Here is a 26,509-nt window from a genome sequence, read left to right as displayed (position 1 = left end):
CACTTTTGTGTCAGCACCCTGATTCCACTACAGGACTCCCATGTTCGGTCGATTTATGCCCACCGAGGGCAAGTTCTTTGAAATCTTCAACGCCCACGCAGAGCACATCGTTTCCGCAAGCCGGGAGCTCGAGCTTCTGATCGACAACCTCGGGGAAGCCGAGGTCCACAAGCAGAACATCCAGGTTTCGGAAAAGGCCGCCGACAGGCTCACGCACGAAGCGATCGACCTGCTGCACAAGACCTTCATTACGCCGCTCGACCGCGACGAGATCCACAAGCTCATCACCACCATGGACGACATCCTCGACTTGATGGAGGACGTCGCCACGGCAATCTGGCTCTACGACGTGCAGTCGGTCACGTCCGAAGCGAGCCAGCTTGCGCACATCTGCTCGGCCACGAGCGCACAGGTGAAAAACGCGGTCGCGTTGCTCTCGGACATGAAGCAGGCGCGCCAGATTCTGAAGGCGTGCGAGGAAATCGACCGCCTCGAATCCGAAGCGGACGCCGTGCTGCGTACCGCGATGTCGAAGCTCTTCCGCGAGGAAGACGACGTCAAGACGCTGATCAAGCTCAAGGCGATCTACGAGTTGCTCGAGTCGATCACCGACAAGTGCGAGGACCTCGCGAACATTATCGAAGGCATCGTGCTGGAAAACGCCTGAGCGGACTAGACGATGCATTCGATACAACTCGCAATCTGGGCGGTGGCCATGCTCGTCATGATCTCGCTCGTGTTCGACTTCATGAACGGCTTTCACGACGCGGCGAACTCCATCGCCACGGTCGTTTCGACGGGCGTGCTCAAGCCGCAGCAAGCCGTGGCGTTTGCCGCGCTCTTCAACGTCATCGCCTATTTCATCTTTCACCTGAAGGTCGCGCAGACCGTGGGCAAGGGCACCATCGACCCCGGCATCGTGGACCACTACGTGGTGTTCGGTGCGCTGGTTGGCGCGATCGGCTGGAACCTCGTCACGTGGTACTACGGCATTCCGTCGAGCTCGTCGCATGCGCTGATCGGCGGCCTCGTGGGCGCCGCGCTCGCGAAGTCGGGGTGGGGCGCGCTGAACGTCGACGGCATTCTGAAGACCGTGGCGTTCATCTTCATTTCGCCGCTGCTCGGCTTCGTGCTGGGCTCGTTCTTCATGCTCACGGTGTCGTGGATCTATTTCCGCACGCCACCCAGCAAGGTGGACCGGCGTTTTCGCCGCCTGCAGCTGATTTCGGCGGGGCTCTATAGCCTGGGCCACGGCGGCAACGACGCGCAGAAGACTATCGGCATCATCTGGATGCTGCTGATCGCCACGGGCTATGCCTCCGCCACGGCGGATGCGCCGCCCATCTGGGTGATCGGGCTCTGCTATCTCTCAATGGGGCTCGGCACGCTCTTCGGCGGTTGGCGCATCGTGCGCACCATGGGCCAGAAGATCACGAAGCTCAAGCCCGTGGGCGGCTTTTGCGCCGAGACGGGCGGGGCGCTGACGCTCTTCATCGCCTCGTCGATGGGCGTTCCTGTCTCGACGACGCACACTATTACCGGCGCCATTGTCGGTGTGGGCGCTACCCAGAAGCTCAGCGCGGTGCGCTGGGGCGTGGCCGGCAATATCGTCTGGGCCTGGGTGCTCACCATTCCGGCGTCCGCGGTGCTCGCTGCCGCGGGATGGTGGCTGGGGCATCGTTTCCTGTAGCCCGCGGCGGGCGGTGGTTGCCGCCCGTTCAGATGAGAGGCGCGGAACCCCCATCCATGGGGATGATTGCGCCCGTTACGTAGCTTGCGCGCCGGCTCGCCAGGAAGAGCGCGACCTCGGCAATTTCCTCCGGTTTCGCGAAGCGCCCGAGCGGGACTTTGCGCTGCCCTTGCTCCAGCACTTGGGCCGCGTCCAGGCCTTGCTGTGCGGCTTCGAGCTGGAGCGCCTCCTGTAGCCGCTCGGTGAGCGTAGCGCCGGGGTTGATCGCGTTGATGCGGATGCCGTAGCGGGCGTGATAGTGCGCGAGTCCCACGGTCGCGAGCATCAGCGCCGCATTGGCCGCGCCGCCCGCAATATGGATGTCGCTCGCGATCTTTCCGCCCATCCCGATGATGTTCACGATCGAGCCCGCGTCTTCGGTGCCGGCCGATTTCGCTCGTTCCACCATGCGCCGTAGCACCTCCTGCTGCGTGTAGACGTAGGGGAAATATTTGGCCTCCATGGTCGCCTTGAACGCGGCGGCGTCGAGCGTTTCGGGGTCGTAGCGGCGGGCGGCGCCGGCGCTGTTGACAAGCACGTCGATGGGCCCGACGGAGGTCGTCACGTCTTCCACCAGATCCGCCACGGCGTGCGGCTCGTGTAGATCGGCGCGGGTCAGATGGACGTGCAGACCTTCGGAGGCAAGCTGCTCACGCGCCCGCGCCAGATTCGCGGGATCGCGCGAGACGATCGCGACCTTGGCGCCTTCGCGCCCGAACGCGCGAGCACAGGCGAGGCCGATGCCTTTGCTCCCGCCCGTGACCAGTACCACCTTGTTACGAAGCTCGAGATCCATCGTGTTGACCCTCCGCGGCAGGAACGCTACGGCGCAACGATAGCAGAGGCTGCGGGCGGCCGCGTGCGAGACGGGCGGCGCGTGTCGCTCAGAAGTTGCCGTTGGCGAAGCGCGCGATGGGATCGTCGCTGGATTGCGTGGGCGCAGGCGTGCCGCGCGATGCCGTGGAGGCGCGCATGACCTGGACGTCTGTTGCTTCGCCTGTGGGTCGGGTTTGCTGGGCCTGCTGGGCTTGCCGGACCGCGACGGTGGCCGGCGGAGGCGGCTCGAATGCGTCGGCAGCGGCGTCGATGGGGTCGGCGGCGCGCGCCGCAGTGGCTTGCGCAGGGCGATTACCCGACGGCTCGAAGGCGGTGCCGGCCGCAGGCGCAGCTTGCGGTGCCGACACGGACGGCGCCGCGGCGACGGTCGGCGTGCCCGACGTGGCGGACGAGAGCGACGTAATGGACGTCGAAGGGGCAATCGCGCCTGCCGCCTGAGCTTGCCGTTGCGCAGCGCTCATCTGGGGCGGAGGCGGTTCGAACGCATCAGCTGGCATCGTGGCAGCGGAGGCGGCAGTCACGCTCGTACGACCTGCGTCCTGCGGATACGGTGGATAGGTTTGCGCCGAAGCGGGCGACGGCGCCACGTTTGCCGCGACGCGAGGCTCAGGCGGCGCAACCGCTGCCACGCGAGCCGGTGCGGGCGACGGCGCACCCGCCGCGGTCGCGATCCGCGGCGCCGGACCACGCTGAGGCGGTGTCGTCGAGGCTTCGTAAGCCGGCGCATCGAATGGCGTGGGCGCCGTCTTCGGCGACGCGACGCGGCGAATGCCGTCGAAGCGCTTTGCCCAATAGGGGTTTGTCAGGTAATCGAGGCGCACCGTGCCGCCCGTGGACGGCGCATTCACGAACCTCAACTTGCCGACGTAGATGCCGACGTGCGAGTGTGGCCGCCCCGTCGTGTTGAAGAAAATGAGGTCCCCCGGGGCGATCTCGTCGGGGTCGACGGATTCACCGCGTCCGCTCATTTCCGCCGTCGTGCGCGGCAGATTCACCGACGCGGCACGGGCGATCACGTAGTGCACGAGTCCGCTGCAATCGAAGCCGCTCTCCGGCGTATTGCCGCCCCAGCGGTAGGGCACGCCGACAAGGCTCATCGCCTGGATCGAAATTTCTTCGCGTCCCACGCTGTGATCGACGAAATTCGGCAGACCCGGCGGCCTCGTGCGAAACGCTTCGCCGGATGTACCCGAGCCGCCTGCCGCGCGCGACACGCGCTGCGGAGGGCTCGAACACGCCGCCAGCAGCAATGCGATCAGCAGGACAGTCCAGAGACGGAGCATGGCGGAAGCGGGCGCCTGAGCGGCGCGCGCCCGATACGGGAATGTGCCGATGGTAGCCCGTGCGACGCGGCTCCGGCAAGCAATCCTCATAAGTTACGTGAAGTTTACGCGCTAAGTGTTGTATTGCCGTTCAGTTGGCGGGAGGCGCCGGCGTCGATCCGGCGCCCTTCCGGGACGGGCAAAAAAAGAACCGCATCCGGCAATCCGGATGCGGTTCGTGGTGAGACTCGCGCCGCCGGGCGAGCCGGCGACGGCAGACGGCGGGCGGCCTACAGGATGTCCGAGGCGTAGTCTGCGAGCCGCGAGCGTTCGCCACGCGCCAGCGTGACGTGGCCGCTGTGCGCCCAACCCTTGAAGCGGTCTACGACGTATGTCAGGCCCGAGCTGCCCTCCGTGAGGTACGGCGTATCGATCTGCGCGATGTTGCCAAGGCAGATGATTTTCGTGCCGGGGCCCGCGCGCGTGACGAGCGTCTTCATCTGCTTGGGCGTGAGGTTCTGCGCCTCGTCGATGATCAGGTACTTGTCCACGAAAGTGCGGCCGCGCATGAAGTTCATGCTCTTCACCTTGAGCCGCGAGCGGATCAATTCCTGCGTCGCCGCGCGACCCCATTCGCCGGCGGCGTCGTCGGTCTTCTGAAGCACTTCGAGGTTGTCGTCGAATGCACCCATCCACGGCTGCATTTTTTCCTCTTCGGTACCGGGCAGAAAGCCGATGTCCTCGCCGACAGGCACGGTCGCGCGCGTCACGATGATCTCGTTGTAGCGCTTGTCGTCGAGCACCTGCGCGAGGCCCGCCGCGAGCGCGACGAGCGTCTTGCCGGTGCCGGCCTGGCCGAGCAGCGTGACGAAGTCGATTTCCGGATCCATCAGCAGGTTCAGCGCGAAGTTCTGCTCGCGATTGCGCGCCGTAATACCCCACACGTTGTTCTTGTGGTGCCCGTAGTCGCGCAAGGTTTGCAGCAGCGCCGTCTTGCCGTTGAGCTCACGCACGATCGCATGGAACGCCGGCTCGCCGTTCTGCGGCTCCAGGTACACGAACTCGTTGACGAGCATCGACGCGACGAGCGGCCCGGTCACGCGGTAATACGTGGTGCCGGTCTTGGTGTCCTGCCAGCTTTCCATGCCCTTCGCGTGCTTCGTCCAGAAGTCCTGGGGCAGGGCGCGGATGCCGGTATAGAGCAGGTCTTTGTCTTCGAGAACCTGGTCGTTGAAATAGTCTTCTGCGGGCAGGCCGAGCGCGTGCGCCTTGATGCGCATGTTGATGTCTTTCGACACCAGCACGACAAGCTGATCCTGCCGGTCGCGCTGCAGCGCGCGGACCACGCCGAGAATCTGGTTGTCGGCCTTGCCTTGCGGCAGGCCCTCGACGGGTTCGATCTCCGTGAGCTGCGTCTGGAAATACAGGCGGCCCAGCGCTTCGAGGCTGCCCAGGCGCGACAGCGGAATGCCTTCCGTAATCGGCCCTGCGTTCGCGACGAGCGAGTCGAGTGTGCGGCTCACCTGACGCGCGTTGCGTGCGACCTCCGACATCCCCTTCTTGTGGTTGTCGAGCTCTTCGAGCGTCATCATCGGCAGATAGACGTCGTGTTCCTCGAAGCGGAAGAGACAGGTGGGGTCGTGCATGAGCACGTTGGTGTCGAGCACGAACAGCTTGCGGACTTCCGTCACCTCTTCGGGGTGAACGCGTTTCTTGCGCGAACCCTGGGCGCGCGGCGCAGCGCCGGCACGTGCCTCGGTCGGCGCGGATTTGCCATCGCGCGCAACCGGTGCGACCGGCCTGCTGGGCGCGAGCGGTACGGCAGGCGCTTCGAGTTCGTCCTCGGCGGCGCGGGTTTGCAGCAACGCGGCCGTCTGTTTCTTGCGGGCACGCGGTGCGGGCGCCACGGGCTCGAGCGCGGCGGCCATGGCGGGCGCCGAAGGCAGGGGCACCTGCCGCAAGGTGGTGGCGGCGTTCGCCGCTTCGGTCATCGGCGTGGCAACGCTGGCCGCGCCGTACTCAGCCGTATCGGTGAATTCCCCTTCGGCTGCCTGCTTCTTCACCGGTTTTGCGGGGCGGGCTTTGGCCTTGTACTCGTCAGGCGACAGCAGGTTGCCGAGTTTGCTGGGTGGGGTAGGCAAAGGCATGGTGTCCCTCGAAAAAATCGGGTCGAGTATCGTGCGCCGTCTGCGGCTTCATGCGAACGCCGGGTTGGCGTTTCATGAAGGCGTATCGCGGCGCGCTCAGGTCTGAAAATGCCGGTTCGCCTGGTTTTCGATGGGCTCCTTGGGAAAAACGCGTGACCGGAGGAGACTCCGGCGGGGCGCAAACAAAAAAGCCGCTGCCCCGGTAAGCGAGGCAAGCGGCTCGACTACTACCATTGTCGCGTCGTACCTCGCGGCATCAGCGTCGGCGAACTGAACGGCCGGACGGCGGCGGGCACGACTGCGAAAAGAATGGGGTGGACAGGCACTCATTGCAACCCAATATAACGCGCCTCAAAGCGCTTGTACAGCCTCCAGGATTTCCTCGACATGGCCCGGCACACGCACGCCGCGCCACGCCTGGCGAAGCACGCCCTGCCCGTCGATGAGGAAAGTGGAACGCTCGATTCCACGTACCTCTTTGCCATACATTTTCTTCATTTTGATGACGTCGAAGAGCGAGCAGAGCGCTTCGTCGGCATCCGATACCAAGGTAAACGGCAGTTCCAGCTTGGCCTTGAAGTTGTCGTGCGAACGTACACTGTCGCGCGATACGCCCACGATCTCGGCGCCGGCCTTCTTGAACTTCGGGTACAGGTCGCGGAACTGCAGGCCTTCGGTCGTGCAGCCCGGCGTGTTGTCCTTGGGATAGAAATACAGCACCACCTTCTTGCCCCGAAGACTGGAAAGCGTGAAATCGCCGCCAGTCGCCTGAGCGGTGAAGTCGGGGACGGGTTGGTCGACTGCGATGGGCACGTGTTTCTCCGGTTGTTGGTTTTATGACGGACATGACGGACGATGTGCGCCGCACGACGGTATCGCGCAGGCCGCACGTCTGGAGCGGGAACGGCCGGCAGACACGGCACGTTGCACCTCGATGCGACGCGCGCGTGCTGCGGGGAAACGGGCTTGCTGAAGCGGCGGGATCGACCGTAGATCGATCGGGAGTCGATCGACAGTCAATCGGGCTGAACGATCAACTCGCCGGAGCGGCCGGGAATCTCGCCCCACGTGACAGGGTACGATGGCAGCGCGTTGTGGTCCAGCGTCGCGTAGTAGTCGCCCATGGTGGCGAACGTGTGGCCCTGCGCGCGCCAGCCTGCCAGCAGCGCTTCGAACACGGGCGCAAGCTTCTGGCCTTCGAGCTCGGCGTGCAGCGTGAACACCTGGTCGCAGGGATTGTTCTCGGTGCGCTTGAGCATCCAGTCGGCGACGTTGCCCTCGTCGATGCCGTCCACGCCCAACACTTCGTCCAGCGTGGGCAGCGTAGTGGGCATCTGCACGTGCGCGAGCGTGCGGCCGTTGACCACCGGCCGGTACGGTGTATGTCCGCGTCCGTCGGACGCGTAGTGCATGCCCCACGCGTCGATCTGCTCGAATGCCGCGTCGTTCATCTGCCAGCCGGCCGCGCCGTGCGTGACGGGCGGCGTGCCGAACACGTCGACGAAGCGCGCGTGGCTCTGCTGCATCTGGGCGACGGTCCACTCGCGCGAGCGGCTGCGCACGTTGTCCTGCCAGTAGACGTGGTCCCACGTATGGATGCCGCATTGGAAGCCGGCTTCGTGGATGGCGCGCATTTCGGCCGCGGCGCGCACGCCGATGTCAGGGCCTGGCAGCAGCACGCCATACATCAACTGCCTGACACCGTAGTGCTCCACTACGGACGTGCGCGACACCTTCTTGAGAAACCCCGGCCGCAGCACGCGGCGCAGCGCCCAGCCCGTGTGATCCGGGCCGAGGCTGAACAGGAACGTGGCACGGGCCTTGAAGCGGTCGAAGATGCGCGCGAGATTCGGCACGCCTTCGCGCGTGCCGCGCAGCGTGTCGACGTCGATCTTCAGGACGATACGGGCCAAGGCGCGTCCCGCTTACTGCTGCTCGACGAGCGCGCGCGCCTCGGCGACGTGGCCGCGATACGCTTCGAAGATCTTGCGCAGCGCGTCGTCGAAGGTGGACTTCGGCGCCCAGCCGAGTTCCTGCATCGTGTTGTCGATCTTCGGCACGCGGTTCTGCACGTCCTGGTAGCCGGCGCCGTAGTAAGCACCCGACGACGTTTCCACGAGCTGCACCTGCTTGGCCGTATCCGCGTATTCCGCGTACTCGCCGGCGAGCGCAAGCATCTTGTTCGCGAGCTCGCGCACCGAGTAGTTGTTCGACGGATTGCCGATGTTGTAGATCTTGCCCGACGCCACGCCGCCCTTGTTTTCGATGATCTTCATGAGCGCGTCGATGCCGTCGTCGATGTCGGTGAAAGCGCGCTTCTGGGCGCCGCCGTCCACGAGGCTGATGTTCTCGCCGCGCACGATGTGGCCGAGGAACTGCGTGACCACGCGCGAGCTGCCTTCCTTCGGCGTGTAGATCGAATCGAGGCCCGGCCCGATCCAGTTGAACGGACGGAACAGCGTGAAGTTGAGCCCTTCCTGCATGCCGTAGCCCCAGATCACGCGGTCCATCAACTGCTTCGAGCACGCGTAGATCCAGCGCGGTTTGTTGATCGGGCCGTAGATGAGCGGCGAGGCGTCCGGGTCGAACTGCTCGTCGGTGCACATGCCGTAGACCTCGGAGGTCGACGGGAACACCAGATGTTTGCCGTACTTCACGGCCGAGCGCACGATGGGCAGGTTCGCCTCGAAGTCGAGCTCGAACACGCGCAGCGGCTGCTTCACATAGGTGGCGGGCGTGGCGATCGCGACGAGCGGCAGGATCACGTCGCATTTCTTCACGTGATACTCGACCCACTCCTTGTTGATCGTGATGTCGCCTTCGAAGAAGTGCATCCGCTCATGATTCACGAGGTCGCCGAGGCGCTCGGTCTGCATGTCCATCCCGAAGACTTCCCAGTCGGTGGTTTCGAGAATGCGTTTGGACAGGTGATGGCCGATGAAGCCGTTGACACCCAGAATCAGGACTTTTTTGGCGAAACCTTCGGTTTTCATGAATGACGGGAAGAATGAATGAGCTGGGCGAATCCGGCCGGCGTGACGACGGTCTCGATGCCGTCGTGCTGGTGCCGCAATTCATGAATGGCGATCGCACGGCCGTCGCCGCAGATCGCGAGGAGGGCATTATCGCTTACCGCGAGGCCCGGCGGCAAATCCGCGGGGACCGCGCCCGGCGGCGCGAGCCGCGCGCGGGCAATCACGAAACGCTGGCCGTCCACGTCGGTGAAAGCGCCCGGGTAGGGCGGCGCCACGGCGCGAATCAGGTTGTAGACCTCGCGGGCGGGCTTCGCGAAGTCGATGCGGCCGTCTTCGGGCTTGCGGCCGCCGAAATAGCTGCCGTGCGCGAGGTCGTTGGGCAGATGCGGCGCCTCGCCCGCGAGCAGCGCGGGCAGCACGCGCCACAGCGTTTGTTCGGCCGCGACCGTCACCTTGTCGAACACCTGTGCGGCCGTGTCGTCGGGCAGGATCGGCACCGGCGTCTGGGCAACGATCGCGCCCGCGTCGGGCTTCGCCGCCATCTCGTGCAGCGTCGCGCCGGTTTCAGTCTCGCCGTTGAGCACCGCCCAGTTGACCGGCACGCGGCCGCGGTACTTCGGCAGCAGCGAGCCGTGCATGTTGTACGCGCCGCGCGCGGCGAGCGCGAGCAGGTCGGCGGGCAGCATGTGGCGGTAATAGAACGAGAAGATGAAGTCGGGCCGTGCGGCGCTCACGGCTGCACGCAACTCCGCGCTCTTCGGATCAGCGGGCGTGATGGTGGGAATGCCGTGTTCGGCCGCCACCGAAGCGACGCTGCCGAACCAGATGTTCTCGGCGGGGTTGTCCTCGTGGGTGACCACGAGCGCGACGTCCACGCCGCGCGCGAGCAGCACCTGCAGGCAGCGCACGCCGACGTTGTGATAGGCGAATACGACAGCACGCGGTTTCATGGATTCGCCCCCGGATCGGCGAAAGAAGCGGTGGAAGCGGTAGAAACGATGGACGGGCCGGCCGCGCTGGTTGCGCGCAAGGCCTGCGCGTCGCGGTCCTCGAGAATGGTCTGGATCAGATAACGCGGACGTGCCCGCACCTGCTGGTAGATGCGTCCGATGTATTCGCCGAGCAGCCCCAGCGCGAAGATGATCACGCCGAGCAGGAAGAACGTGATGGCGAACAGCGTGAACACACCTTGCACTTCCGCGCCGATGATGAAGCGGCGAATCAGCAGCAGCACGAAGAGGGCAGCGGAGCCGAGCGAGAGGATCACGCCGATGAACGAGAGCCACTGGAGAGGCACCACCGAAAAGCCCGTGACGAGGTCGAAGTTCAACCGGATCAGGCTGTAGAGCGAGTACTTCGACTCGCCCGCGAAGCGCTCCTCGTGACCCACTTCGATTTCCACGGGGTTCTGCGCGAAGGTGTAGGCGAGCGCGGGAATGAAGGTGTTGATTTCGCCGCAGCGGTTGATCGTATCGACGATGTGCCGGCTGTAGGCGCGCAGCATGCAGCCCTGGTCGGTCATCTTGATGCGCGTGATGCGCTCGCGCAGCCGGTTCATGGCGCGCGACGCCTTGCGCCGCCACAGCGAGTCCTGGCGCTGCCGGCGGATGGTGCCCACGTAGTCGTAGCCGTCGCGCATCTTCGCGACGAGGTTGCCGATTTCTTCGGGCGGGTTCTGCAGGTCGGCATCGAGCGTGATGACGATGTCGCCGCGCGCGTGCTCGAAGCCCGCGAGAATCGCCATGTGCTGGCCGTAGTTGCCGTTGAGCAGGATGGCGCGCGTGGTGTCGGGGCGCACGCGGAACTGCTCGGCGAGCATCGCGGCCGAGCGGTCGCGGCTGCCGTCGTTCACGAGGATCACTTCGTAGCCGGTGCCGAGCGCATCGAGCGCCGGATAAAGACGCGCGAACAAGGCCGCGAGGCCGGCTTCCTCGTTGTAGACGGGGATGACGACCGAGACCTCGGGCCGTTCGGTCCGGTCCAGCAGCGAGGAGCGATGTTCGGTTTGACTCATGTGTCGTTGTTTTCCGTTTCGAGGGGTTGCGCTTCCATCCGTCTCCGTTCGGCTCTCCGCTCAGGTTCGGCTCACGGAGGGCGGCTCCCAGGTCTTGCGCCTGGTTCAGCGCGTCGGGCTGCCGCGGCGGCCCGACGTACTTCGGTTGCGCGCGCGTGCGTTCATTGCGCGCTCGTTTCGTACTTCTTTCCTGCTTGTTTCGTCGTCGTTTTGCGCCCGTTTCGTACTCAGTGCGTACTCATTTCGCGCAGGTTCCGCAGATTTCGTTCACAGCGCGGCACACGCGCGTCACGTCGTCCGCGGTCATCTGCGTGAAGAGCGGCAGCGTGACCGTGCTCGCGCCGAAGCGCTCCGCGTGCGGGAACATGCCTTCCTTGAAGCCGCGCGCGCGGTACAGCGTGAAAAGGTGAATGGCCGGGTAGTGCACGCCCGAGCCGATGCCGCGCGCCTTCAACTGCTCCATGAATTCGCCGCGGCTGATCGAGAGCCGTTCGAGCGGCAGCGTGATCTGGAACATGTGCCAGTTGCTGTTCTCGAAATCCGCGACCGGCAGTCCGACGCCGAGGCGCACCGCGGCGCCGCCTTCGAAGCCGGCGAAATAGGCCCGTGCGAGCGCCTTGCGCTGCGCGGTGAAGCGCGCGAGATGCGGCATCTGGCCGAGCCCGACGCGCGCCGCGACGTCGGTGAGGTTGTACTTGCCGCCCAGCACGTCGCAATCCATGCCGTCGAGCCCCGTGCGCGTGATGCCCTGCAGCCGGTACTTCTGCGCGAGCACGGCTTCGTCCTCGTTGTTGAGCACGAGCGCGCCGCCCTCGATCGAGGTCAGGTTCTTGTTCGGATGGAAGCTGAACGACACGATGTCGCCCAGCTTGCCGATGCGCTCGCCGTGCCACGTGGAGCCCAAGGCCTGGGCCGCGTCTTCGATCACGCGCAGCTGGTGGCGGCGCGCGATCTCGTAGAGACGGTCCATGTCCACAGGCAGCCCCGCGAGGTAGACGGGAATGATCGCCTTCGTGCGCGGCGTGATGGCGGCTTCGACGCGCTCGAGGTCGATGTTGCGCGTGCGCGGATCGATGTCCACGAACACGGGCGTTGCGCCCACCTCCAGGATCACGTTGCTCGTGGCGACCCACGACGCGGGCGTGGTGATGACCTCGTCGCCAGGACCCACGCCGGCAATGCGCAGACCGATTTCGAGCGTGGCGGTGCCGGAGTTGAAGGTCCGCACCGGCCGGCCGCCGCAGAATTCCGAGAGCGCGGCTTCGAAGGCGGTGTTCTGCGGGCCCGTCGTGATCCAGCCCGAGCGCAATACGTCGGCTACGCCCGCGATGGTGGCTTCGTCGATTTCGGGGCGCACGAACGGCAGGAACGGCAAGGACGAGTCGGTTGGCTGGGTCATGAGTGGCTGGATTCGAAGAAAAAGGGTGCGACCTGCAAGGATGACGGCCTGCTGCTTACGAAAAGCTTAAGCGGCGCGTCAACTGCGCGCCAGGATGAACACGCCGATCAGAATGATGCCGATGCCGACGAGCCGCTGGACCGTCAGCGCTTCGCCGAATAAATACCACGCGGCGAACGCGTTGACGACGTAGCCGAGCGAGAGCATGGGGTAGGCAACGGACACGTCCACGCGCGACAGGCCCAGAATCCACACGACGACGCTCACCACATAGCATGCAAGGCCGCCGATGATAGGCAGTTGCATGGCGAGCTTGAGCCCGACCGGAAGGATGTTCGCACGGGTGAATTCGAAGTGTCCAACGGCGCTGACGCCGGCTTTGAGCAGCAGTTGGGCGCAGGCGTTGAGGGCAACGCCGGCGAGGATGCAGATGAGCGAGACGGGATTCATCGAAGGGTGTCCATTTCCTCGGTTCTTGAGGGTTCTTTCGCAGGGTTTCAGAGCGTTTGCCTGCGGGCCGCGCCGGCGCGTGCCGGTGCCGGCCCATCGGTCTGCATCAATACGGCTTCTCGACCACCACGCGGCGCAGATCACGCGCGACAACGCGCATCGGCAAGCCTTGCGCGGCGAACTGCTCGTAGCGCTGCGGCGACATGAGCGCAAGCGCGTAACGGTCGGCCTTCCAGCGCCGCAGCCATTCGTCGATGGTCGGTACCCATTTTTGCGGCTCGACGCTCACGCCGAACGCGAGTTCGTCCGGATGCTCGACCATGATCATCGTGTGGTTCACATAGAACGGCAGCGTGTGATCGAGTACGCCCACCGAATAGAAGGGCGTATCGGGCGGCAGTTTCGCGAGTTCGGCCTTCACGGCCGGCGCGAGCGGCGCGCCCGAACTCAGGCGGCCGAACACGTCGTGGCCCGTGCCGGCAATCGTGCCGAGCAAGAGCCAGGCGGCGCCGAAGGCGACCGCAGCCGCACCGATGCCGGCGCCGCGGTTGCCATCCGCCGCGCTGCCACGGCGGCGGCCTCGGACTAGCCACAGCGCCGCAAGCGTGAGCACGAACGCGACCGCGATGGCCGCCTCCACCCACACCTGGAACGCGCGGTACAACGCGTTGGGATTGCGCGCATCGCCGAGCCGCGACAGCCACAGCGCGCCAATCGCCGCGACAACGAGAAACACCGCGTAGCCGAGCAGATGGCGCCGGAACGACTCGCGCGGCACGAGCGGCAGGTACAGGCCGATCATGAGCGCGATGGGCGGCGCGATGGGCAGCGTGTACGAGAGCAGCTTGGAATGCGACGCGCTGAAGAAGAGGAAGATGAAGGCGGTCCAGACCACCATCATGAGCACCGGCGAAAAGCCGTTCGGCTGGCGCGGCAGCCGCAGCGCATGGCGCAGGCTTTGCCCCGCGACAGAAAGCCACGGCAGGAAGCCGACGAGCAGCACGGGCACGAAGTAGTAGAACGCTCCGGGCCGGTTCTGCTCCGGGGTCAGATAACGGCGGAACTGCTGGACGATGAAGAAGAAATTGAAGAACTCGGGGTTGCGGTCCTGCACCAGCACGAACCAGGGCAGCACGATGGCGAGAAATACCACGAGGCCGCTCACGATGTAGAGCCGGCGCCAGAGCGCCCAGTCGCGCGAGACGAGCGTGTAGACCACGAGCACGGCGCCCGGCAGGATCAGGCCGACCAGGCCCTTCGAGAGTACGGCGAGCCCCATCGCGGCCCAGCACAGCCCCATCCAGAGCCGCGCCTGATTCCTGGGCAGACCGGGGCGCTGGGCGAGCAGCAGCGCGCAGAGCGTGAGCTCCATCCACAGCGACAGGCCCATGTCGAGCGTGTTGAAGTGGCCCATGAGGTTCCAGTACGGCGACGTGGCAAGCACGAGGGCGCCGAACACGCCGGCCGCCGCATTGAACACGCGCGCGCCCGTAAAGCCGATCAGCAGGACGCCCGCGAAGCCGGCGAGCGCCGTGTAGAGCCGCGCCTGCCATTCGCCGATGCCGAACGCCGCGAACGTGAGCGCGTTGGCCCAGGTTTGCAGCGGCGGTTTTTCGAAGTACTTATAGCCGTTGTAGCGCGGCGTAATCCAGTCGCCGGTGAGGAACATTTCGCGCGCCATTTCGGCGTAGCGGCCTTCGTCGCTCGGCAGCAAATGGCGCCAGCCGAGCGGCACGAACCAGATGACGGCGAGCGCCACGACAAGCAGGAGGATGGTGGTTCGATTGAGCGGTAGCCGGGACGGCGTATCGTTCATGGGTGATATGACCTGTTGTTGTTCGGGAATGACAGGGGGCCGGGCGGTCCGGGGAAAGCGGCATGGGGCGGCGTTTCGCTTCACTGCCTCGCGGCGGGCACGGAAGGCTGCGGCACAGCATCGCGGCGGGCACGGAAGGCTGCGGCACAGCATCGCCATACCGATGGCCCGAAGTTCGGCGGAAACTCGCACGCGCGGATGTTGCCCGACCCTACGGCGGAACGACCCTACGGCGAAGCCGGCCGGCCGCGAACTGCCGCGCAGTTTACGCCATCGCGGCGCGAGGACGGAAAAATGAACGGCTGCAGGCGGGCAGGCGGCCCGTTCGGGCTGATTGCCGCAGCCCGTCTTCGGGCCTCGCCGGGACGTTGCTCAGGCTTCGATCAGCAACGCCGCCGCGACCTTGCGGCCTTCGGCCATGAGGATGTTGTAGGTCCGGCAGGCGGCCTTGAAGTCCATGGTCTCGACGCCGATGCCGCGGCCCGTCAGCACGGCCGTGAGCCGCGGGTGGGGAAAGCGCAGCCGCTCGCCGCTGCCGAACACGACCACCTCGGGCGCGAGGGAAAGCAACTGTTCGAAGAGTTCGGGGGTGAGGGCGTCGAACGAGGAGACGGGCCAGGCGGCAACCGGTGCGTCGGGCCGCACGATGACGCTGCCGGTATGACGTTGGAGATTGATGTCGACGTAGTCGGGGCCGTATCCCGTGACGGTATTGAGCGCGCCGCTCGAGTCCTGATGTAATTTCAAAATCGGTGTTCCGGGTTGTGGCAATGCGGGGCCGCAATGGGTGTGCCGCCATGGGCCCCCGCGCGTCGAACGGCTCGATCGGGGCCATCCAGACCGACCTCGAGGCCTGCCGCCGCGGTTCTTGCATTGCGGAAGTCCGACAAAATCCGCTAAATTATAGCTTTTTAGCCGCCCACGCGGCGCTTCCCGCCTCGCGCGCCGCCCGCCACAAGCCACGGACCGCGAATGCCCAAGCCAAGGCACCCATCGCGCGCCATTGCACCGCTTCACGCTTGCCATCCCATCCATCGTGGGAGCGGGTCGTGAGACCGGGTCAGGTTACGGGGACAGCCTGCCGCGCCACCCGAGCCATTGCCCTGACGAAACTCCTGGCTTCCTATTGCTTCATCTGCCCGCCGTGAAACCGATTCTCAAATCCAACAAGCTGTTGAACGTCTGCTATGACATCCGCGGGCCCGTGCTCGAGCACGCGAAGCGCCTCGAAGAGGAAGGTCATCGCATCATCAAGCTGAACATCGGTAACCTGGCCTCGTTCGGCTTCGATGCGCCGGACGAGATCATTCAGGACATGATCCTGAACCTGCCCGATTCGTCAGGCTATTCGGATTCGAAGGGCGTGTTCTCGGCGCGCAAGGCGATCATGCATTACGCGCAGCAGAAGGGCGTGCGCGGCGTCGAACTGGACGACATCTACATCGGCAACGGCGCGTCCGAGCTAATTGTGATGGCGATGCAGGCGCTTCTCAATGACGGTGACGAAGTGCTGCTGCCCGCGCCCGACTACCCGCTGTGGACGGCCGGCGTGAGCCTCTCGGGCGGCACGCCCGTCCACTACATCTGCGACGAGGCGAACGGCTGGCTGCCCGACCTCGACGACATCCGCGCGAAGATCACGCCGAACACGCGTGCGATCGTCGTGATCAACCCGAACAATCCCACCGGCGCGCTCTATCCGGACGACCTGCTGCTCGGCCTGATCGAGATTGCGCGCCAGCACGGCCTCATCATCTTTGCCGACGAGGTCTACGACAAGATCGTCTACGACGGCCGCGAGCACACCTCGATCGGCGCGCTCTCCGAAGACGTGCTCACGGTCACGTTCAACAGCCTCTCGAAGAGCTACCGCTCGTGCGGCTACCGCGCCGGCTGGATGTTCCTCTCGGGCCTCGGCGGCGAGAACCGCCGGCGTGCGAAGGACTATTGCGAAGGGCTCGGCATTCTCGCCTCCATGCGGCTGTGCCCGAACGTGCCGGGCCAGTACGCGATCCAGACGGCGCTTGGCGGCTACCAGAGCATCAACGAGCTGATTGCACCCGGCGGGCGCCTTTATCGTCAGCGCGAACTTGCGCACGAAATGCTCACGGCGATTCCGGGCGTGAGCTGCGTGAAGCCGCAGGCCGCGCTCTACATGTTCCCGCGTCTGGACCCGAAGCTGTATCCGATCGAAAACGACCAGCAGTTCATTCTCGACCTGCTGCTCGCCGAACGCGTACTGCTCGTGCAGGGCACGGGCTTCAACTGGAAGTCGCCCGACCATTTCCGCGTGGTGTTCCTGCCGAACGTCGACGACCTCGCCGATTCGATCAACCGCATCGCGCGCTTCCTCGACGGTTACCGCAAGCGTCACGCAACCTGAGCCGGAGCCCGGGCCGGCGCAGGTGAGCACCGCACGTGCGGCATCTGTTTTGTCCCGGCCTGTTCCTTTTCATATCAACCCGCACCTTAGAAACACACGCTGCATGGAACCGATCAAAGTTGGACTGCTGGGCTTCGGCACGGTGGGCAGCGGCACCTTCACGGTACTGCGCCGCAATCAGGAAGAAATCAAACGCCGTGCGGGACGCGGCATCGAAATCACGCGCATTGCGGTGCGCAATCCCGCCAAGGCGACGGCCGCGCTCGCCACGATTGGCGGTGCGGGAGAGGTCGATATCACGAGCGACTTCAACGCCGTGGTCGACGATCCGTCGATCTCGATCATCGCGGAAATGATCGGCGGCACGGGTATTGCGCGCGAACTCGTGCTGCGCGCGATCGCCAACGGTAAGCATGTGGTGACGGCCAACAAGGCGCTGCTCGCCGTGCATGGCACGGAAATCTTCGAAGCCGCGCACGCGAAGGGCGTGATGGTCGCGTTCGAAGCGGCGGTGGCGGGCGGCATTCCCATCATCAAGGCGCTGCGCGAAGGGCTCACGGCGAACCGCATCCAGTACATCGCCGGCATCATCAACGGCACGACGAACTACATTCTTTCCGAGATGCGCGAGCGCGGCCTCGACTTCGCCACCGCGCTCAAGGGCGCGCAGGCGCTGGGCTACGCGGAAGCCGATCCGACCTTCGACATCGAAGGTGTGGACGCCGCGCACAAGGCCACCATCATGAGCGCAATCGCGTTCGGCGTGCCCGTGCAGTTCGACAAGGCCTACGTGGAAGGCATCAGCAAGCTCTCGGCCACGGATATTCGCTATGCCGAGGAACTCGGCTACCGCATCAAGCTGCTCGGCATCGCGCGCCGCACGGACCGCGGCATCGAGCTGCGCGTGCACCCCACGCTGATTCCGGCACGGCGTCTGCTCGCCAACGTGGAAGGCGCGATGAACGCGGTGGTGGTGCACGGCGACGCCGTGGGCACCACGCTCTATTACGGCAAGGGCGCGGGCGCGGAGCCGACGGCCTCGGCCGTGGTCGCCGACCTCGTCGACGTGACGCGCCTGCATACGGCGGATCCGGAGCATCGCGTGCCGCATCTGGCGTTCCAGCCGGACAGCCTCGCGAACACGCCGATCCTGCCCATCGACGAAGTGACGAGCGGCTACTATCTGCGCCTGCGCGTGGCCGACGTGACGGGCGTGCTGGCCAACATCACGCGCATTCTCGCGGACACGGGCATTTCCATCGACGCGCTCCTGCAGAAGGAGTCCGAACAGGTGGACGAACGCGGCCGCGGCGAGACCGACATCATCCTGATCACGCACGAGACGCTCGAAAAGAACATCAACGCCGCGATTGCGCAAATCGAGGCGCTTACGACCGTCGTGTCGAAGGTCACGAAGCTGCGCATGGAATCGCTCGATTGAGCGCAAGCCAGTGACCGCACCCGAAACTCACGCAGGAAAGCGCACATGAATTACGTTTCCACACGCGGCGCCGGAGCCGGCGAGCGTCACTCCTTCTCCGACATCCTGCTTGGCGGCCTCGCGAAAGACGGCGGGCTGTATCTGCCGCGTGAGTATCCGCGCGTCACGGCCGAGGAACTCGCGCGCTGGCGCACGCTGTCGTACGCGGACCTCGCATTCGAAGTGCTCGCGAAGTTCGCGGACGACATCGCCCACGACGACCTGCGCGCGCTCACGCGGCGCACCTACACGGCGCAGACGTACTGCAACGTGCGCGCCGGCGAAGACGCCGCGCAGATCACGCCGCTGCACCGGCTCGGCGTGGAAAACGGCACGCCGCTCGCGCTGCTCGAACTGTCGAACGGTCCCACGCTCGCCTTCAAGGACATGGCGATGCAACTGCTCGGCAATCTGTTCGAGTACACGCTGGCGCGCACGGGCGAGACGCTGAACATCCTTGGCGCCACCTCGGGCGACACCGGCAGCGCCGCCGAGTACGCGATGCGCGGCAAGGCCGGCGTGCGCGTCTTCATGCTCTCGCCGCACCGCAAGATGAGCGCGTTCCAGACGGCGCAGATGTACAGCCTGCAGGACCCGAACATCTTCAACCTCGCGGTGGAAGGCGTGTTCGACGATTGCCAGGACATCGTGAAGGCGGTGTCGAACGATCACGCGTTCAAGGCGAAGCACAAGATCGGCACGGTGAACTCGATCAACTGGGCACGCGTGGTGGCTCAGGTCGTCTACTACTTCGCGGGCTATTTCGCGGCCACGAAGTCGAACGACGAACGCGTGTCGTTCACGGTGCCCTCGGGCAACTTCGGCAACGTCTGCGCGGGCCACATCGCGCGCATGATGGGCCTGCCTATCGAGAAGCTCGTCGTGGCGACCAACGAGAACGACGTGCTCGACGAGTTCTTCCGCACGGGCGTCTACCGCGTGCGCAAGGCTGCCGAAACGTGGCACACGAGCAGCCCGAGCATGGATATTTCGAAGGCGTCGAACTTCGAGCGCTTCGTCTACGACCTGCTGGGCCGCGACCCGGCCCGTGTGGTCCAGTTGTTCCGCGACGTGGAAGAGAAGGGCGGCTTCGATCTCGCGGCGAGCGGCGACTTCGCACGCGTGCACGAGTTCGGCTTCGTGTCGGGCCGCAGCACGCACGCAGACCGCATCGCGACGATCCGCGACGTGTTTTCGCGCTACGAGACGATGATCGATACGCACACGGCCGACGGTGTCAAAGTCGCGCGCGAGCATCTGCAACCGGGCGTGCCGATGGTCGTGCTGGAGACGGCGCAGCCGGTCAAGTTCGGCGAGACCATTCGCGAGGCGCTGCAGCGCGAGCCGCAGCGTCCGGCCGCGTTCGAGGGGCTCGAAGCGCTGCCGCAACGGTTCGACGTGCTGCCGGCCGACGCGCAGCGCGTGAAGGACTTCATCGCCACGCATACGGGCGAATGAGGCACGCCGAGGGGCCGCTAGAGGCCCGCTGAACGTTGTGGTTCCACCGCGCGGCGGCCGACGGGCAGAAGAGGGCCCGGACGCCCGCCGCGCACGCGGCAGGGCGCGCCGCTACAATGACCTGATCTGTCGTCCGAGCCCATTCGAACCCGCACGATGTCCACGCCTGCTTCTCCGTCCTCCACGCCGTCCACACCGACTTCACCGGGCGCGCGTCCTCCCATGCTGTCGACTGCCGACGCGCTCGCCACGCTGCTTGCCGCGGCCCGGCCGCTCGCCGGCGTCGAAATGCTGCCCACGCTCGATGCGCTCAATCGCGTATTGGCGACTGACGTGGTGTCGCCGCTCGACGTGCCGCCCATGAATACCAGCGCCATGGACGGCTACGCCGTGCGGGTGGCCGACCTCGCGCACGGCACGGCCCGTCTGCGCGTGTCGCAGCGCATTCCCGCGGGCCACGCGCCGCAACCGCTCGAGCCCGGCACGGTGGCGCGCATTTTCACCGGCGCGACCGTGCCGCCCGGCGCCGACGCGATCGTGATGCAGGAGCAGACCGAGCCGACGGGCGATGAAGTCGCGCTGCTGCACACGCCCAAGGCAGGCGAATGGATCACGGCCCAAGGCGCCGACATCCGGCGCGGCTCGGTCATCCTGCCCGCCGGCACGCGGCTCACGCCTCAGTCACTGGGACTCGCCGCCTCGGTCGGATGTGCCGAGCTTGCCGTGGTGCGGCGGCTCAAGGTGGCCGTGTTCTTCACTGGCGACGAGCTGACGATGCCCGGCGAGCCGCTGCGGCCCGGCGCGATCTACAACTCGAATCGCTTCACGCTGCGCGGGCTGCTCGAGAACCTGGGCTGCGAGGTGTCGGACTTCGGCATCGTGCCCGACCGGCTCGACGCCACGCGCGCCACGCTGCGCGACGCCGCGCGCGGGCACGATCTGATTCTCACGTGCGGAGGCGTGTCGGTGGGCGAGGAGGATCACGTGAAGCCCGCCGTGGAAGCCGAAGGGCGGGTCTCGATGTGGCAGATCGCGATGAAGCCAGGCAAGCCGCTGGCCTTTGGTGCCGTGCGGCGTGGCGAGCGCACTGGGGCGCACGATGAAGCCGGCCACGACGAGGCGTTCTTCATCGGCCTGCCGGGCAATCCTGTCTCGAGCTTCGTCACGTTCCTGCTGTTCGTGCGGCCGTTCGTGCTGCGCCTTGCGGGCGTGAAGCAGGTCGCGCCGCGCGCGCTTTCGCTGCGCGCCGACTTCACGCAGCCAAAGGCCGATCGCCGCAACGAGTTCTTGCGCGCGCGCGTCAATCCGGCGGGCGGTCTCGACCTCTTTGCGAACCAGAGCTCGGCCGTGCTGACGTCGACAGTGTGGGGCGACGGGCTCATCGACAACCCGCCGAATCACGCGATCAGCGCAGGCGAGACGGTGCGCTTCTTGCCATTTTCCGAACTGCTCTACTGATGCGGGCGCCCGGTTTTGTCATGCAGGGCCGGCGCCGCTTGATTACATGAAGATCCAGCTGAAATTTTTCGCGAGCGTGCGTGAGGCGTTGGGCGTCGCGCATGAATCCGTCGAGGTGCCGGACGGCATCGCGACCATCGGCGACGTGCGCGGCTGGCTGCGCGCGCGCGGCGGCGTCTGGGCCGACACGCTCGCCGAAGGGCGCGCGCTGCGCATGGCCTGCAACCACGTGATGACGGACGCCGGCACGCGCATTACCGAGGGTTGCGAAGTGGCGTTCTTCCCGCCCGTCACGGGCGGCTGAGCGCGTTGCGCACACTCAGGAGGTACGCCATGACCGTGCGCGTCCAGACCGAAGACTTCGACCTTTCCGCCGAGGTGGCGGCGCTGCGCGCGCAGAACCCGCGCATCGGCGCCGTGGCCTGTTTCGTCGGCACCGTGCGCGACCTCAACGAAGGCAGCGGCGTGGAAGCGATGGAGCTCGAGCACTATCCGGGCATGACCGAAAAGGCGCTGGCCGACATTGTCGATGCGGCCCGTGATCGCTGGCCAGGGGTGGATGTGCTGATCGTTCATCGCGTGGGCAAGCTTTACCCGCTCGACCAGATCGTGCTCGTGGCGACCACTTCCGCGCATCGTGGCGACGCGTTCGCCTCGTGCGAGTTCGTGATGGATTACCTGAAGACCCAGGCGCCGTTCTGGAAGAAGGAAAAGACCGCGGCCGGCGAGCGCTGGGTGGATGCGCGCGAGTCCGACGACGCGGCGCTGGCGCGCTGGGGAATCAAGTCGGGTAACGCGGCGAAGTAGCCGCTGCCGTGCTGCACCATTGACGCTGTCGCCGCGCGGCGACGTCGTTACGACGCGTCCGCTCCACGTCCAATGATCTTTGCCGGGAAGGGTTCGCCGACTGGGCTATCGCGCCCGGCATCGTGCCCGGCGTGACTGTCGCCGTGAGCCGACCGGCGCGGCGCAACCCGCTCGAGCAGCGCTTGCTGCTCCGGCGGAATCGCGTAGTCCCAGCCGAAGCGGCTCAACTGGAGGCTTTGTGCGATACGCAGCGCGGGCTCCATGAAGCGGACCGCGGCAGCCGGTTCGTAGCGCGCTTCCACGGTATCGAGAAACAGGTAGAGCCACTGGCTGAAGTGCTTCGGCTCGACGCCGGGCAGCGGCTCGTGCGCCTGCTGGACATTGCCGCGATAACCCTTCTCGCCGAGCACGAGACTCGCCCAGAACGTACCCATTTTCGGCAAATGGGTGTCCCAGCGGCCGGCGAGCGCGGTGTCGAACACGGGGCCGAGGAGCGGGTCGGCGCGCACGCGGTCGTAGAACGCGTAGACCAGCTCTCGAATATTTTCGGTGGTCGGTTCGGGGTGGCGCGTGGCCGGGGCGGCAGCGCTGGAAAGTGAAGCGGACGGCGTCATGAAGCGTGGCAGTGGTGAGACAGAGGCGCGGTTGGGGCCTTCGTCCGGTCATCCGGAGATATGCCCGATGAATGAGCATGCGCTCCGCAAACAGCGAAACTGAAGGACAATAGCTGACATTGCCCTCAAAAACGAGCATCAACGGCGCATGTTATGGCGCGCCGACGATTGCCGCAACCCCGAAACGGACAGGGTCTTTTACGCGAAACGCGCGTCGAAGGCCGACTCGTTGCCATGAGACTGACTGACTATACCGACTACTCGCTCCGCGTGATCCTGTACCTGGCGGCCCGCGACGAAGGACTTTCGACCATCCAGGAAATTTCCGACGCCTACGGCGTTTCGAAAAATCATCTGATGAAGGTGGTGCAGCAACTCGGCGAACTGGGCTGGGTGGAGACGGTGCGCGGCCGCAATGGCGGGCTGCGGCTCGCTCCCGCCTCGCGCGCACTCACGGTGGGCGAGATCATCCGCGCCACGGAAACCGACTTTGCGCTGGTGGGCTGCTTTCCGGACAGTAAAGGCGTGCGGCGCGGCTGTGTGATCGATCCTCAATGCCGACTCAAGCACGTGCTCGAAGCCGCGCGTGCCGCGTTCTTCGCCGAGCTCGATCGCCACACGGTGGCCGAACTCATCGAGCCGCCGGGCCAGCTTGCGGCGCTGCTCGGTATTCCGGTTGCCGTACCGATCGTGCAGGCTCCCGCCGGTTCGATCTGAGACGTACCGGCTTCAGACGCTCCCATCGACGTTCCGATTAGCCGGTCCGCCCGGATGCCCGGTTCCGGCACCGTTTGACGCTCGTCAACACCCTCGCGCGCCGCGAGCGCACTGTGTTGCAGACCTTCGGCGCAGGACGGTTCCGCGCGCATCGTTTTTCGCAAAAACGTGCCGCCACGTGCAAAAGTATGCGAAAAGTGCCTTGAAACCGCCCTGAAGCGCCTCATTTTGGTGACAGTCAGAATTGGAGCGCTCATCAATGAGAATCGACAAACTCACCACCAAGTTCCAGGAAGCCCTGTCGGACGCGCAGAGTCTCGCGGTCGGTCACGACAACCAGTACATCGAACCCGTGCACCTGCTGGCGGCGCTCGTCGCGCAAGAAGACGGTTCGGCGCGCTCGCTGCTCTCGCGTGCGGGCGTGCATGTGCAGGCGCTGCAGACCGCGCTCAACGATGCGATCACGCGGCTGCCGCAGGTGCAGGGCACCGACGGCAACGTGCAGATCGGCCGCGAACTGCTCGGCCTGCTCAATCAGGCCGACAAGGAAGCGCAGAAGCTCAACGACACCTACATCGCGAGCGAGATGTTCCTGCTCGCCGTGGCCGACGACAAGGGCGAGGCGGGCCGCATCGCGCGCCAGCACGGTCTCACGCGCAAGGCGCTTGAAGCCGCGATTGCGGCCGTGCGTGGCGGTGCGCAGGTTCACAGCCAGGACGCTGAGAGCCAGCGTGAAGCCCTGAAGAAGTACACCGTCGACCTGACCGAACGCGCCCGCGCCGGCAAGCTCGATCCTGTGATTGGCCGCGACGACGAGATCCGCCGCTCCATCCAGATCCTGCAGCGCCGCACGAAGAACAATCCGGTGCTGATCGGCGAGCCGGGCGTCGGCAAGACCGCGATCGTGGAAGGGCTCGCCCAGCGCATCGTCAACGGCGAAGTGCCCGAGACGCTCAAGGGCAAGCGCGTGCTCTCGCTCGACATGGCGGCGCTGCTCGCGGGCGCGAAGTACCGCGGCGAGTTCGAAGAGCGCCTGAAGGCCGTGCTCAACGACATCGCGAAAGACGAAGGCCAGACCATCGTCTTCATCGACGAGATCCACACCATGGTGGGCGCGGGCAAAGCCGAAGGCGCGATGGACGCCGGCAACATGCTGAAGCCGGCGCTTTCGCGCGGCGAACTGCACTGCATCGGCGCCACGACGCTCGACGAGTACCGCAAGTACATCGAGAAGGACGCCGCGCTCGAACGCCGCTTCCAGAAGGTGCTCGTCGACGAGCCGACGGTCGAGGCCACCATTGCGATCCTGCGCGGTCTGCAGGAGAAGTACGAGCTGCACCACGGCGTCGAGATTACCGACCCGGCGATCGTCGCGGCCGCGGAGCTTTCGCATCGCTACATCACGGACCGCTTCTTGCCGGACAAGGCGATCGACCTGATCGACGAAGCGGCTTCGAAGATCAAGATGGAAATCGACTCGAAGCCCGAGGAGATGGACCGTCTGGACCGGCGCCTGATCCAGCTGAAGATCGAGCGCGAAGCCGTCAAGAAGGAGAAGGACGAGGCCTCGCAAAAGCGCCTGCAACTGATCGAAGAGGAAATCGAGCGGCTCAACCGCGAATATTCGGACCTCGAAGAAATCTGGACCGCCGAGAAGGCCGCGGTACAGGGCAGCGCGCAACTGAAGGAAGAGATCGAGCGCACGCGCGCCGACATCGCGCGCTTGCAGCGTGAGGGCAAGCTCGAGAAGGTTGCCGAATTGCAGTACGGCAAACTGCCGCAACTCGAGGCGCAACTGAAGCAGGTGACGCAGGCCGAAGCGAAAGAGCAGCAAAACCCGAGCCGCCCGCGTCTGTTGCGCACCCAGGTGGGCGCGGAGGAAATCGCGGAAGTCGTGTCGCGCGCTACGGGCATTCCCGTTTCGCGGATGATGCAGGGCGAGCGCGAAAAGCTGTTGCAGATCGAGGCGAAGCTGCATGAGCGCGTGGTCGGGCAGGACGAGGCGATCACCGCGGTTGCCGATGCGATCCGCCGCTCGCGCGCGGGTCTCGCGGACCCGAACCGGCCGTACGGCTCGTTCCTGTTCCTCGGCCCGACCGGCGTGGGCAAGACCGAGTTGTGCAAGGCGCTGGCTTCGTTCCTGTTCGATTCGGAAGAACATCTCATCCGCATCGACATGAGCGAGTTCATGGAAAAGCACAGCGTCGCACGGCTGATCGGCGCGCCGCCGGGCTATGTGGGCTACGAGGAGGGCGGCTACCTCACGGAAGCGGTGCGCCGCAAACCGTACAGCGTGATCCTGCTCGACGAAATCGAGAAGGCGCATCCGGACGTGTTCAATGTGCTGCTGCAGGTGCTGGACGACGGGCGCATGACCGATGGCCAGGGCCGTACCGTCGACTTCAAGAACACGGTGATCGTGATGACGTCGAACCTCGGCTCGCACCTGATCCAGGCGATGTCGGGCGAACCGCAGGAAGCGGTGAAAGACGCGGTGTGGGGCGAGGTCAAGCAGCATTTCCGGCCCGAGTTCTTGAACCGCATCGACGAAGTCGTGGTGTTCCACGCGCTCGACCGGTCGAACATCCAGTCGATTGCGAAGATCCAGCTGGAGCGGTTGCACGAGCGGCTCGCGAAGCTCGACATGCAACTCGTGGTATCCGAGGAAGCGCTCGATCAGATCGGCAAGGTTGGCTACGACCCGCTGTTCGGCGCGCGGCCGCTCAAGCGCGCGATCCAGCAGGAGATCGAGAATCCGGTCGCGAAGCTCATCCTCGCGGGCAAGTTCGGTCCGAAGGACGTGATTCCGGTCGACGTGGAAAACGGCAAGTTCGTGTTCGAACGGGTCGTCCACTGACGGGGGCTGGAGGGCCGAGCCGGCCATGACTGTCGCCGGCCGGGCAAGAAAAAAGGGCAACGAAGCGATTCGTTGCCCTTTTTCATGTGTGCGTTATCTGCGGCTG

At 65.5% G+C, this 26,509-nt stretch carries 23 protein-coding genes; 10 read left to right on the top strand and 13 right to left on the bottom strand.

Annotation, left to right across the window (positions count from 1 at the left end):
* Window positions 1-40: 40 nt before the first annotated feature.
* Together PKKP23_RS14340 and PKKP23_RS14335 are read left to right on the top strand one after the other, a co-directional pair.
* Window positions 41-667, top strand: a complete 627-nt coding sequence (locus PKKP23_RS14340) for a DUF47 domain-containing protein (protein WP_026121837.1) — start codon at window positions 41-43, stop codon at window positions 665-667.
* 12 nt (window positions 668-679) lie between these two features.
* Window positions 680-1,690, top strand: a complete 1,011-nt coding sequence (locus tag PKKP23_RS14335) for an inorganic phosphate transporter (RefSeq protein ID WP_017776742.1) — start codon at window positions 680-682, stop codon at window positions 1,688-1,690.
* A 28-nt stretch (window positions 1,691-1,718) separates the two neighbouring features.
* On the opposite strand, the gene PKKP23_RS14330 is transcribed toward PKKP23_RS14335, so the two are convergent.
* The 12 genes from PKKP23_RS14330 to PKKP23_RS14275 all read right to left on the bottom strand — a co-directional run bounded on the left by PKKP23_RS14330 (window position 1,719) and on the right by PKKP23_RS14275 (window position 15,376).
* The gene (locus tag PKKP23_RS14330; RefSeq protein ID WP_017776743.1) at window positions 1,719-2,525 is read right to left on the bottom strand and encodes an SDR family NAD(P)-dependent oxidoreductase; all 807 of its coding nucleotides are present in this window, start codon (window positions 2,523-2,525) and stop codon (window positions 1,719-1,721) included.
* 88 nt (window positions 2,526-2,613) lie between these two features.
* Window positions 2,614-3,849, bottom strand: coding sequence for an NlpC/P60 family protein (locus PKKP23_RS14325; RefSeq protein WP_126877370.1), 1,236 nt, complete (start codon window positions 3,847-3,849; stop codon window positions 2,614-2,616).
* Window positions 3,850-4,118: 269 nt separating this feature from the next.
* A complete protein-coding gene (locus PKKP23_RS14320) occupies window positions 4,119-5,975 on the bottom strand; it encodes a PhoH family protein (RefSeq protein WP_026121838.1) in 1,857 nt (618 codons plus the stop codon).
* Between the two features lie 351 nt (window positions 5,976-6,326).
* Window positions 6,327-6,788, bottom strand: a complete 462-nt coding sequence (locus tag PKKP23_RS14315; protein WP_017776746.1) for a peroxiredoxin — start codon at window positions 6,786-6,788, stop codon at window positions 6,327-6,329.
* A gap of 203 nt (window positions 6,789-6,991) precedes the next feature.
* Window positions 6,992-7,888 (bottom strand): polysaccharide deacetylase family protein, encoded by an 897-nt coding sequence (locus PKKP23_RS14310; protein ID WP_126877369.1) that lies wholly within the window; start codon window positions 7,886-7,888, stop codon window positions 6,992-6,994.
* 12 nt (window positions 7,889-7,900) lie between these two features.
* Window positions 7,901-8,968 (bottom strand): bifunctional UDP-4-keto-pentose/UDP-xylose synthase, encoded by a 1,068-nt coding sequence (locus PKKP23_RS14305; RefSeq protein WP_017776748.1) that lies wholly within the window; start codon window positions 8,966-8,968, stop codon window positions 7,901-7,903.
* Window positions 8,965-9,900, bottom strand: coding sequence for a formyltransferase (locus tag PKKP23_RS14300; protein WP_042298901.1), 936 nt, complete (start codon window positions 9,898-9,900; stop codon window positions 8,965-8,967). Before PKKP23_RS14300 ends, PKKP23_RS14305 begins: the two co-directional genes overlap by 4 nt.
* Window positions 9,897-10,964, bottom strand: a complete 1,068-nt coding sequence (locus PKKP23_RS14295) for a glycosyltransferase (RefSeq protein WP_126877368.1) — start codon at window positions 10,962-10,964, stop codon at window positions 9,897-9,899. Before PKKP23_RS14295 ends, PKKP23_RS14300 begins: the two co-directional genes overlap by 4 nt.
* 238 nt (window positions 10,965-11,202) lie before the next feature.
* Window positions 11,203-12,363 carry a DegT/DnrJ/EryC1/StrS family aminotransferase gene (locus PKKP23_RS14290; RefSeq protein WP_126877367.1) on the bottom strand — a complete coding sequence of 387 codons (1,161 nt, stop codon included), beginning with the start codon at window positions 12,361-12,363 and terminating at the stop codon, window positions 11,203-11,205.
* Window positions 12,364-12,441: 78 nt separating this feature from the next.
* Window positions 12,442-12,813: an SMR family transporter gene (locus PKKP23_RS14285; RefSeq protein WP_017776752.1), complete on the bottom strand. Its 372-nt coding sequence runs from the start codon at window positions 12,811-12,813 to the stop codon at window positions 12,442-12,444.
* 106 nt (window positions 12,814-12,919) lie between these two features.
* A complete protein-coding gene (locus PKKP23_RS14280) occupies window positions 12,920-14,629 on the bottom strand; it encodes a glycosyltransferase family 39 protein (RefSeq protein WP_126877366.1) in 1,710 nt (569 codons plus the stop codon).
* A 372-nt stretch (window positions 14,630-15,001) separates the two neighbouring features.
* Entirely contained in the window at window positions 15,002-15,376 is a 375-nt protein-coding gene (locus PKKP23_RS14275; RefSeq protein ID WP_017776754.1) for an Mth938-like domain-containing protein, read from the bottom strand.
* Window positions 15,377-15,764: 388 nt separating this feature from the next.
* Between PKKP23_RS14275 and PKKP23_RS14270 the strand changes: the two genes are divergently transcribed.
* From PKKP23_RS14270 to moaE, 6 genes are all read left to right on the top strand, one after another.
* Window positions 15,765-17,012, top strand: a complete 1,248-nt coding sequence (locus PKKP23_RS14270; protein ID WP_126877419.1) for a pyridoxal phosphate-dependent aminotransferase — start codon at window positions 15,765-15,767, stop codon at window positions 17,010-17,012.
* Between the two features lie 103 nt (window positions 17,013-17,115).
* Window positions 17,116-18,453: a homoserine dehydrogenase gene (locus tag PKKP23_RS14265; RefSeq protein WP_126877364.1), complete on the top strand. Its 1,338-nt coding sequence runs from the start codon at window positions 17,116-17,118 to the stop codon at window positions 18,451-18,453.
* A gap of 45 nt (window positions 18,454-18,498) precedes the next feature.
* Window positions 18,499-19,950: a threonine synthase gene (thrC, locus tag PKKP23_RS14260; RefSeq protein ID WP_017776757.1), complete on the top strand. Its 1,452-nt coding sequence runs from the start codon at window positions 18,499-18,501 to the stop codon at window positions 19,948-19,950.
* A gap of 222 nt (window positions 19,951-20,172) precedes the next feature.
* Window positions 20,173-21,408: a molybdopterin molybdotransferase MoeA gene (locus tag PKKP23_RS14255; protein ID WP_126877363.1), complete on the top strand. Its 1,236-nt coding sequence runs from the start codon at window positions 20,173-20,175 to the stop codon at window positions 21,406-21,408.
* 46 nt (window positions 21,409-21,454) lie between these two features.
* The gene (gene moaD, locus PKKP23_RS14250) at window positions 21,455-21,712 is read left to right on the top strand and encodes a molybdopterin converting factor subunit 1 (RefSeq protein ID WP_017776759.1); all 258 of its coding nucleotides are present in this window, start codon (window positions 21,455-21,457) and stop codon (window positions 21,710-21,712) included.
* Window positions 21,713-21,741: 29 nt separating this feature from the next.
* Entirely contained in the window at window positions 21,742-22,215 is a 474-nt protein-coding gene (gene moaE, locus PKKP23_RS14245; RefSeq protein WP_126877362.1) for a molybdopterin synthase catalytic subunit MoaE, read from the top strand.
* A 47-nt stretch (window positions 22,216-22,262) separates the two neighbouring features.
* Here the strand turns inward: moaE and PKKP23_RS14240 are convergent, their stop codons facing one another.
* The gene (locus PKKP23_RS14240; protein ID WP_126877361.1) at window positions 22,263-22,829 is read right to left on the bottom strand and encodes a group III truncated hemoglobin; all 567 of its coding nucleotides are present in this window, start codon (window positions 22,827-22,829) and stop codon (window positions 22,263-22,265) included.
* A gap of 234 nt (window positions 22,830-23,063) precedes the next feature.
* Here PKKP23_RS14240 and PKKP23_RS14235 point away from each other — a divergent pair, with 234 nt between their 5' ends.
* Both PKKP23_RS14235 and clpB read left to right on the top strand, forming a co-directional pair.
* Window positions 23,064-23,546 (top strand): Rrf2 family transcriptional regulator, encoded by a 483-nt coding sequence (locus PKKP23_RS14235; RefSeq protein WP_017776762.1) that lies wholly within the window; start codon window positions 23,064-23,066, stop codon window positions 23,544-23,546.
* Window positions 23,547-23,805: 259 nt separating this feature from the next.
* On the top strand, window positions 23,806-26,403 hold the full coding sequence (clpB, locus tag PKKP23_RS14230) for an ATP-dependent chaperone ClpB (RefSeq protein WP_017776763.1): 2,598 nt from the start codon (window positions 23,806-23,808) through the stop codon (window positions 26,401-26,403).
* The last annotated feature ends 106 nt before the right edge of the window (window positions 26,404-26,509 follow it).

The sequence above is a fragment of the Paraburkholderia kururiensis JCM 10599 = LMG 19447 genome, from assembly GCF_003986935.1.
Lineage (GTDB): Bacteria > Pseudomonadota > Gammaproteobacteria > Burkholderiales > Burkholderiaceae > Paraburkholderia > Paraburkholderia kururiensis.
This window is presented reverse-complemented; position numbering and strand designations above follow the sequence as displayed.

Coding starts and splice junctions, on each gene's coding strand:
- PKKP23_RS14325 (WP_126877370.1), bottom strand. CDS start 3,849: ATGCTCCGTCTCTGGACTGTCCTGCTGATCGCATTGCTGCTGGCGGCG.
- PKKP23_RS14240 (WP_126877361.1), bottom strand. CDS start 22,829: ATGACGCCGTCCGCTTCACTTTCCAGCGCTGCCGCCCCGGCCACGCGC.
- PKKP23_RS14305 (WP_017776748.1), bottom strand. CDS start 8,968: ATGAAAACCGAAGGTTTCGCCAAAAAAGTCCTGATTCTGGGTGTCAAC.
- PKKP23_RS14265 (WP_126877364.1), top strand. CDS start 17,116: ATGGAACCGATCAAAGTTGGACTGCTGGGCTTCGGCACGGTGGGCAGC.
- PKKP23_RS14235 (WP_017776762.1), top strand. CDS start 23,064: ATGAGACTGACTGACTATACCGACTACTCGCTCCGCGTGATCCTGTAC.
- PKKP23_RS14340 (WP_026121837.1), top strand. CDS start 41: ATGTTCGGTCGATTTATGCCCACCGAGGGCAAGTTCTTTGAAATCTTC.
- thrC (WP_017776757.1), top strand. CDS start 18,499: ATGAATTACGTTTCCACACGCGGCGCCGGAGCCGGCGAGCGTCACTCC.
- clpB (WP_017776763.1), top strand. CDS start 23,806: ATGAGAATCGACAAACTCACCACCAAGTTCCAGGAAGCCCTGTCGGAC.
- PKKP23_RS14300 (WP_042298901.1), bottom strand. CDS start 9,900: ATGAAACCGCGTGCTGTCGTATTCGCCTATCACAACGTCGGCGTGCGC.
- PKKP23_RS14290 (WP_126877367.1), bottom strand. CDS start 12,363: ATGACCCAGCCAACCGACTCGTCCTTGCCGTTCCTGCCGTTCGTGCGC.
- PKKP23_RS14335 (WP_017776742.1), top strand. CDS start 680: ATGCATTCGATACAACTCGCAATCTGGGCGGTGGCCATGCTCGTCATG.
- PKKP23_RS14320 (WP_026121838.1), bottom strand. CDS start 5,975: ATGCCTTTGCCTACCCCACCCAGCAAACTCGGCAACCTGCTGTCGCCT.
- PKKP23_RS14255 (WP_126877363.1), top strand. CDS start 20,173: ATGCTGTCGACTGCCGACGCGCTCGCCACGCTGCTTGCCGCGGCCCGG.
- moaD (WP_017776759.1), top strand. CDS start 21,455: ATGAAGATCCAGCTGAAATTTTTCGCGAGCGTGCGTGAGGCGTTGGGC.
- moaE (WP_126877362.1), top strand. CDS start 21,742: ATGACCGTGCGCGTCCAGACCGAAGACTTCGACCTTTCCGCCGAGGTG.
- PKKP23_RS14330 (WP_017776743.1), bottom strand. CDS start 2,525: ATGGATCTCGAGCTTCGTAACAAGGTGGTACTGGTCACGGGCGGGAGC.
- PKKP23_RS14295 (WP_126877368.1), bottom strand. CDS start 10,964: ATGAGTCAAACCGAACATCGCTCCTCGCTGCTGGACCGGACCGAACGG.
- PKKP23_RS14285 (WP_017776752.1), bottom strand. CDS start 12,813: ATGAATCCCGTCTCGCTCATCTGCATCCTCGCCGGCGTTGCCCTCAAC.
- PKKP23_RS14280 (WP_126877366.1), bottom strand. CDS start 14,629: ATGAACGATACGCCGTCCCGGCTACCGCTCAATCGAACCACCATCCTC.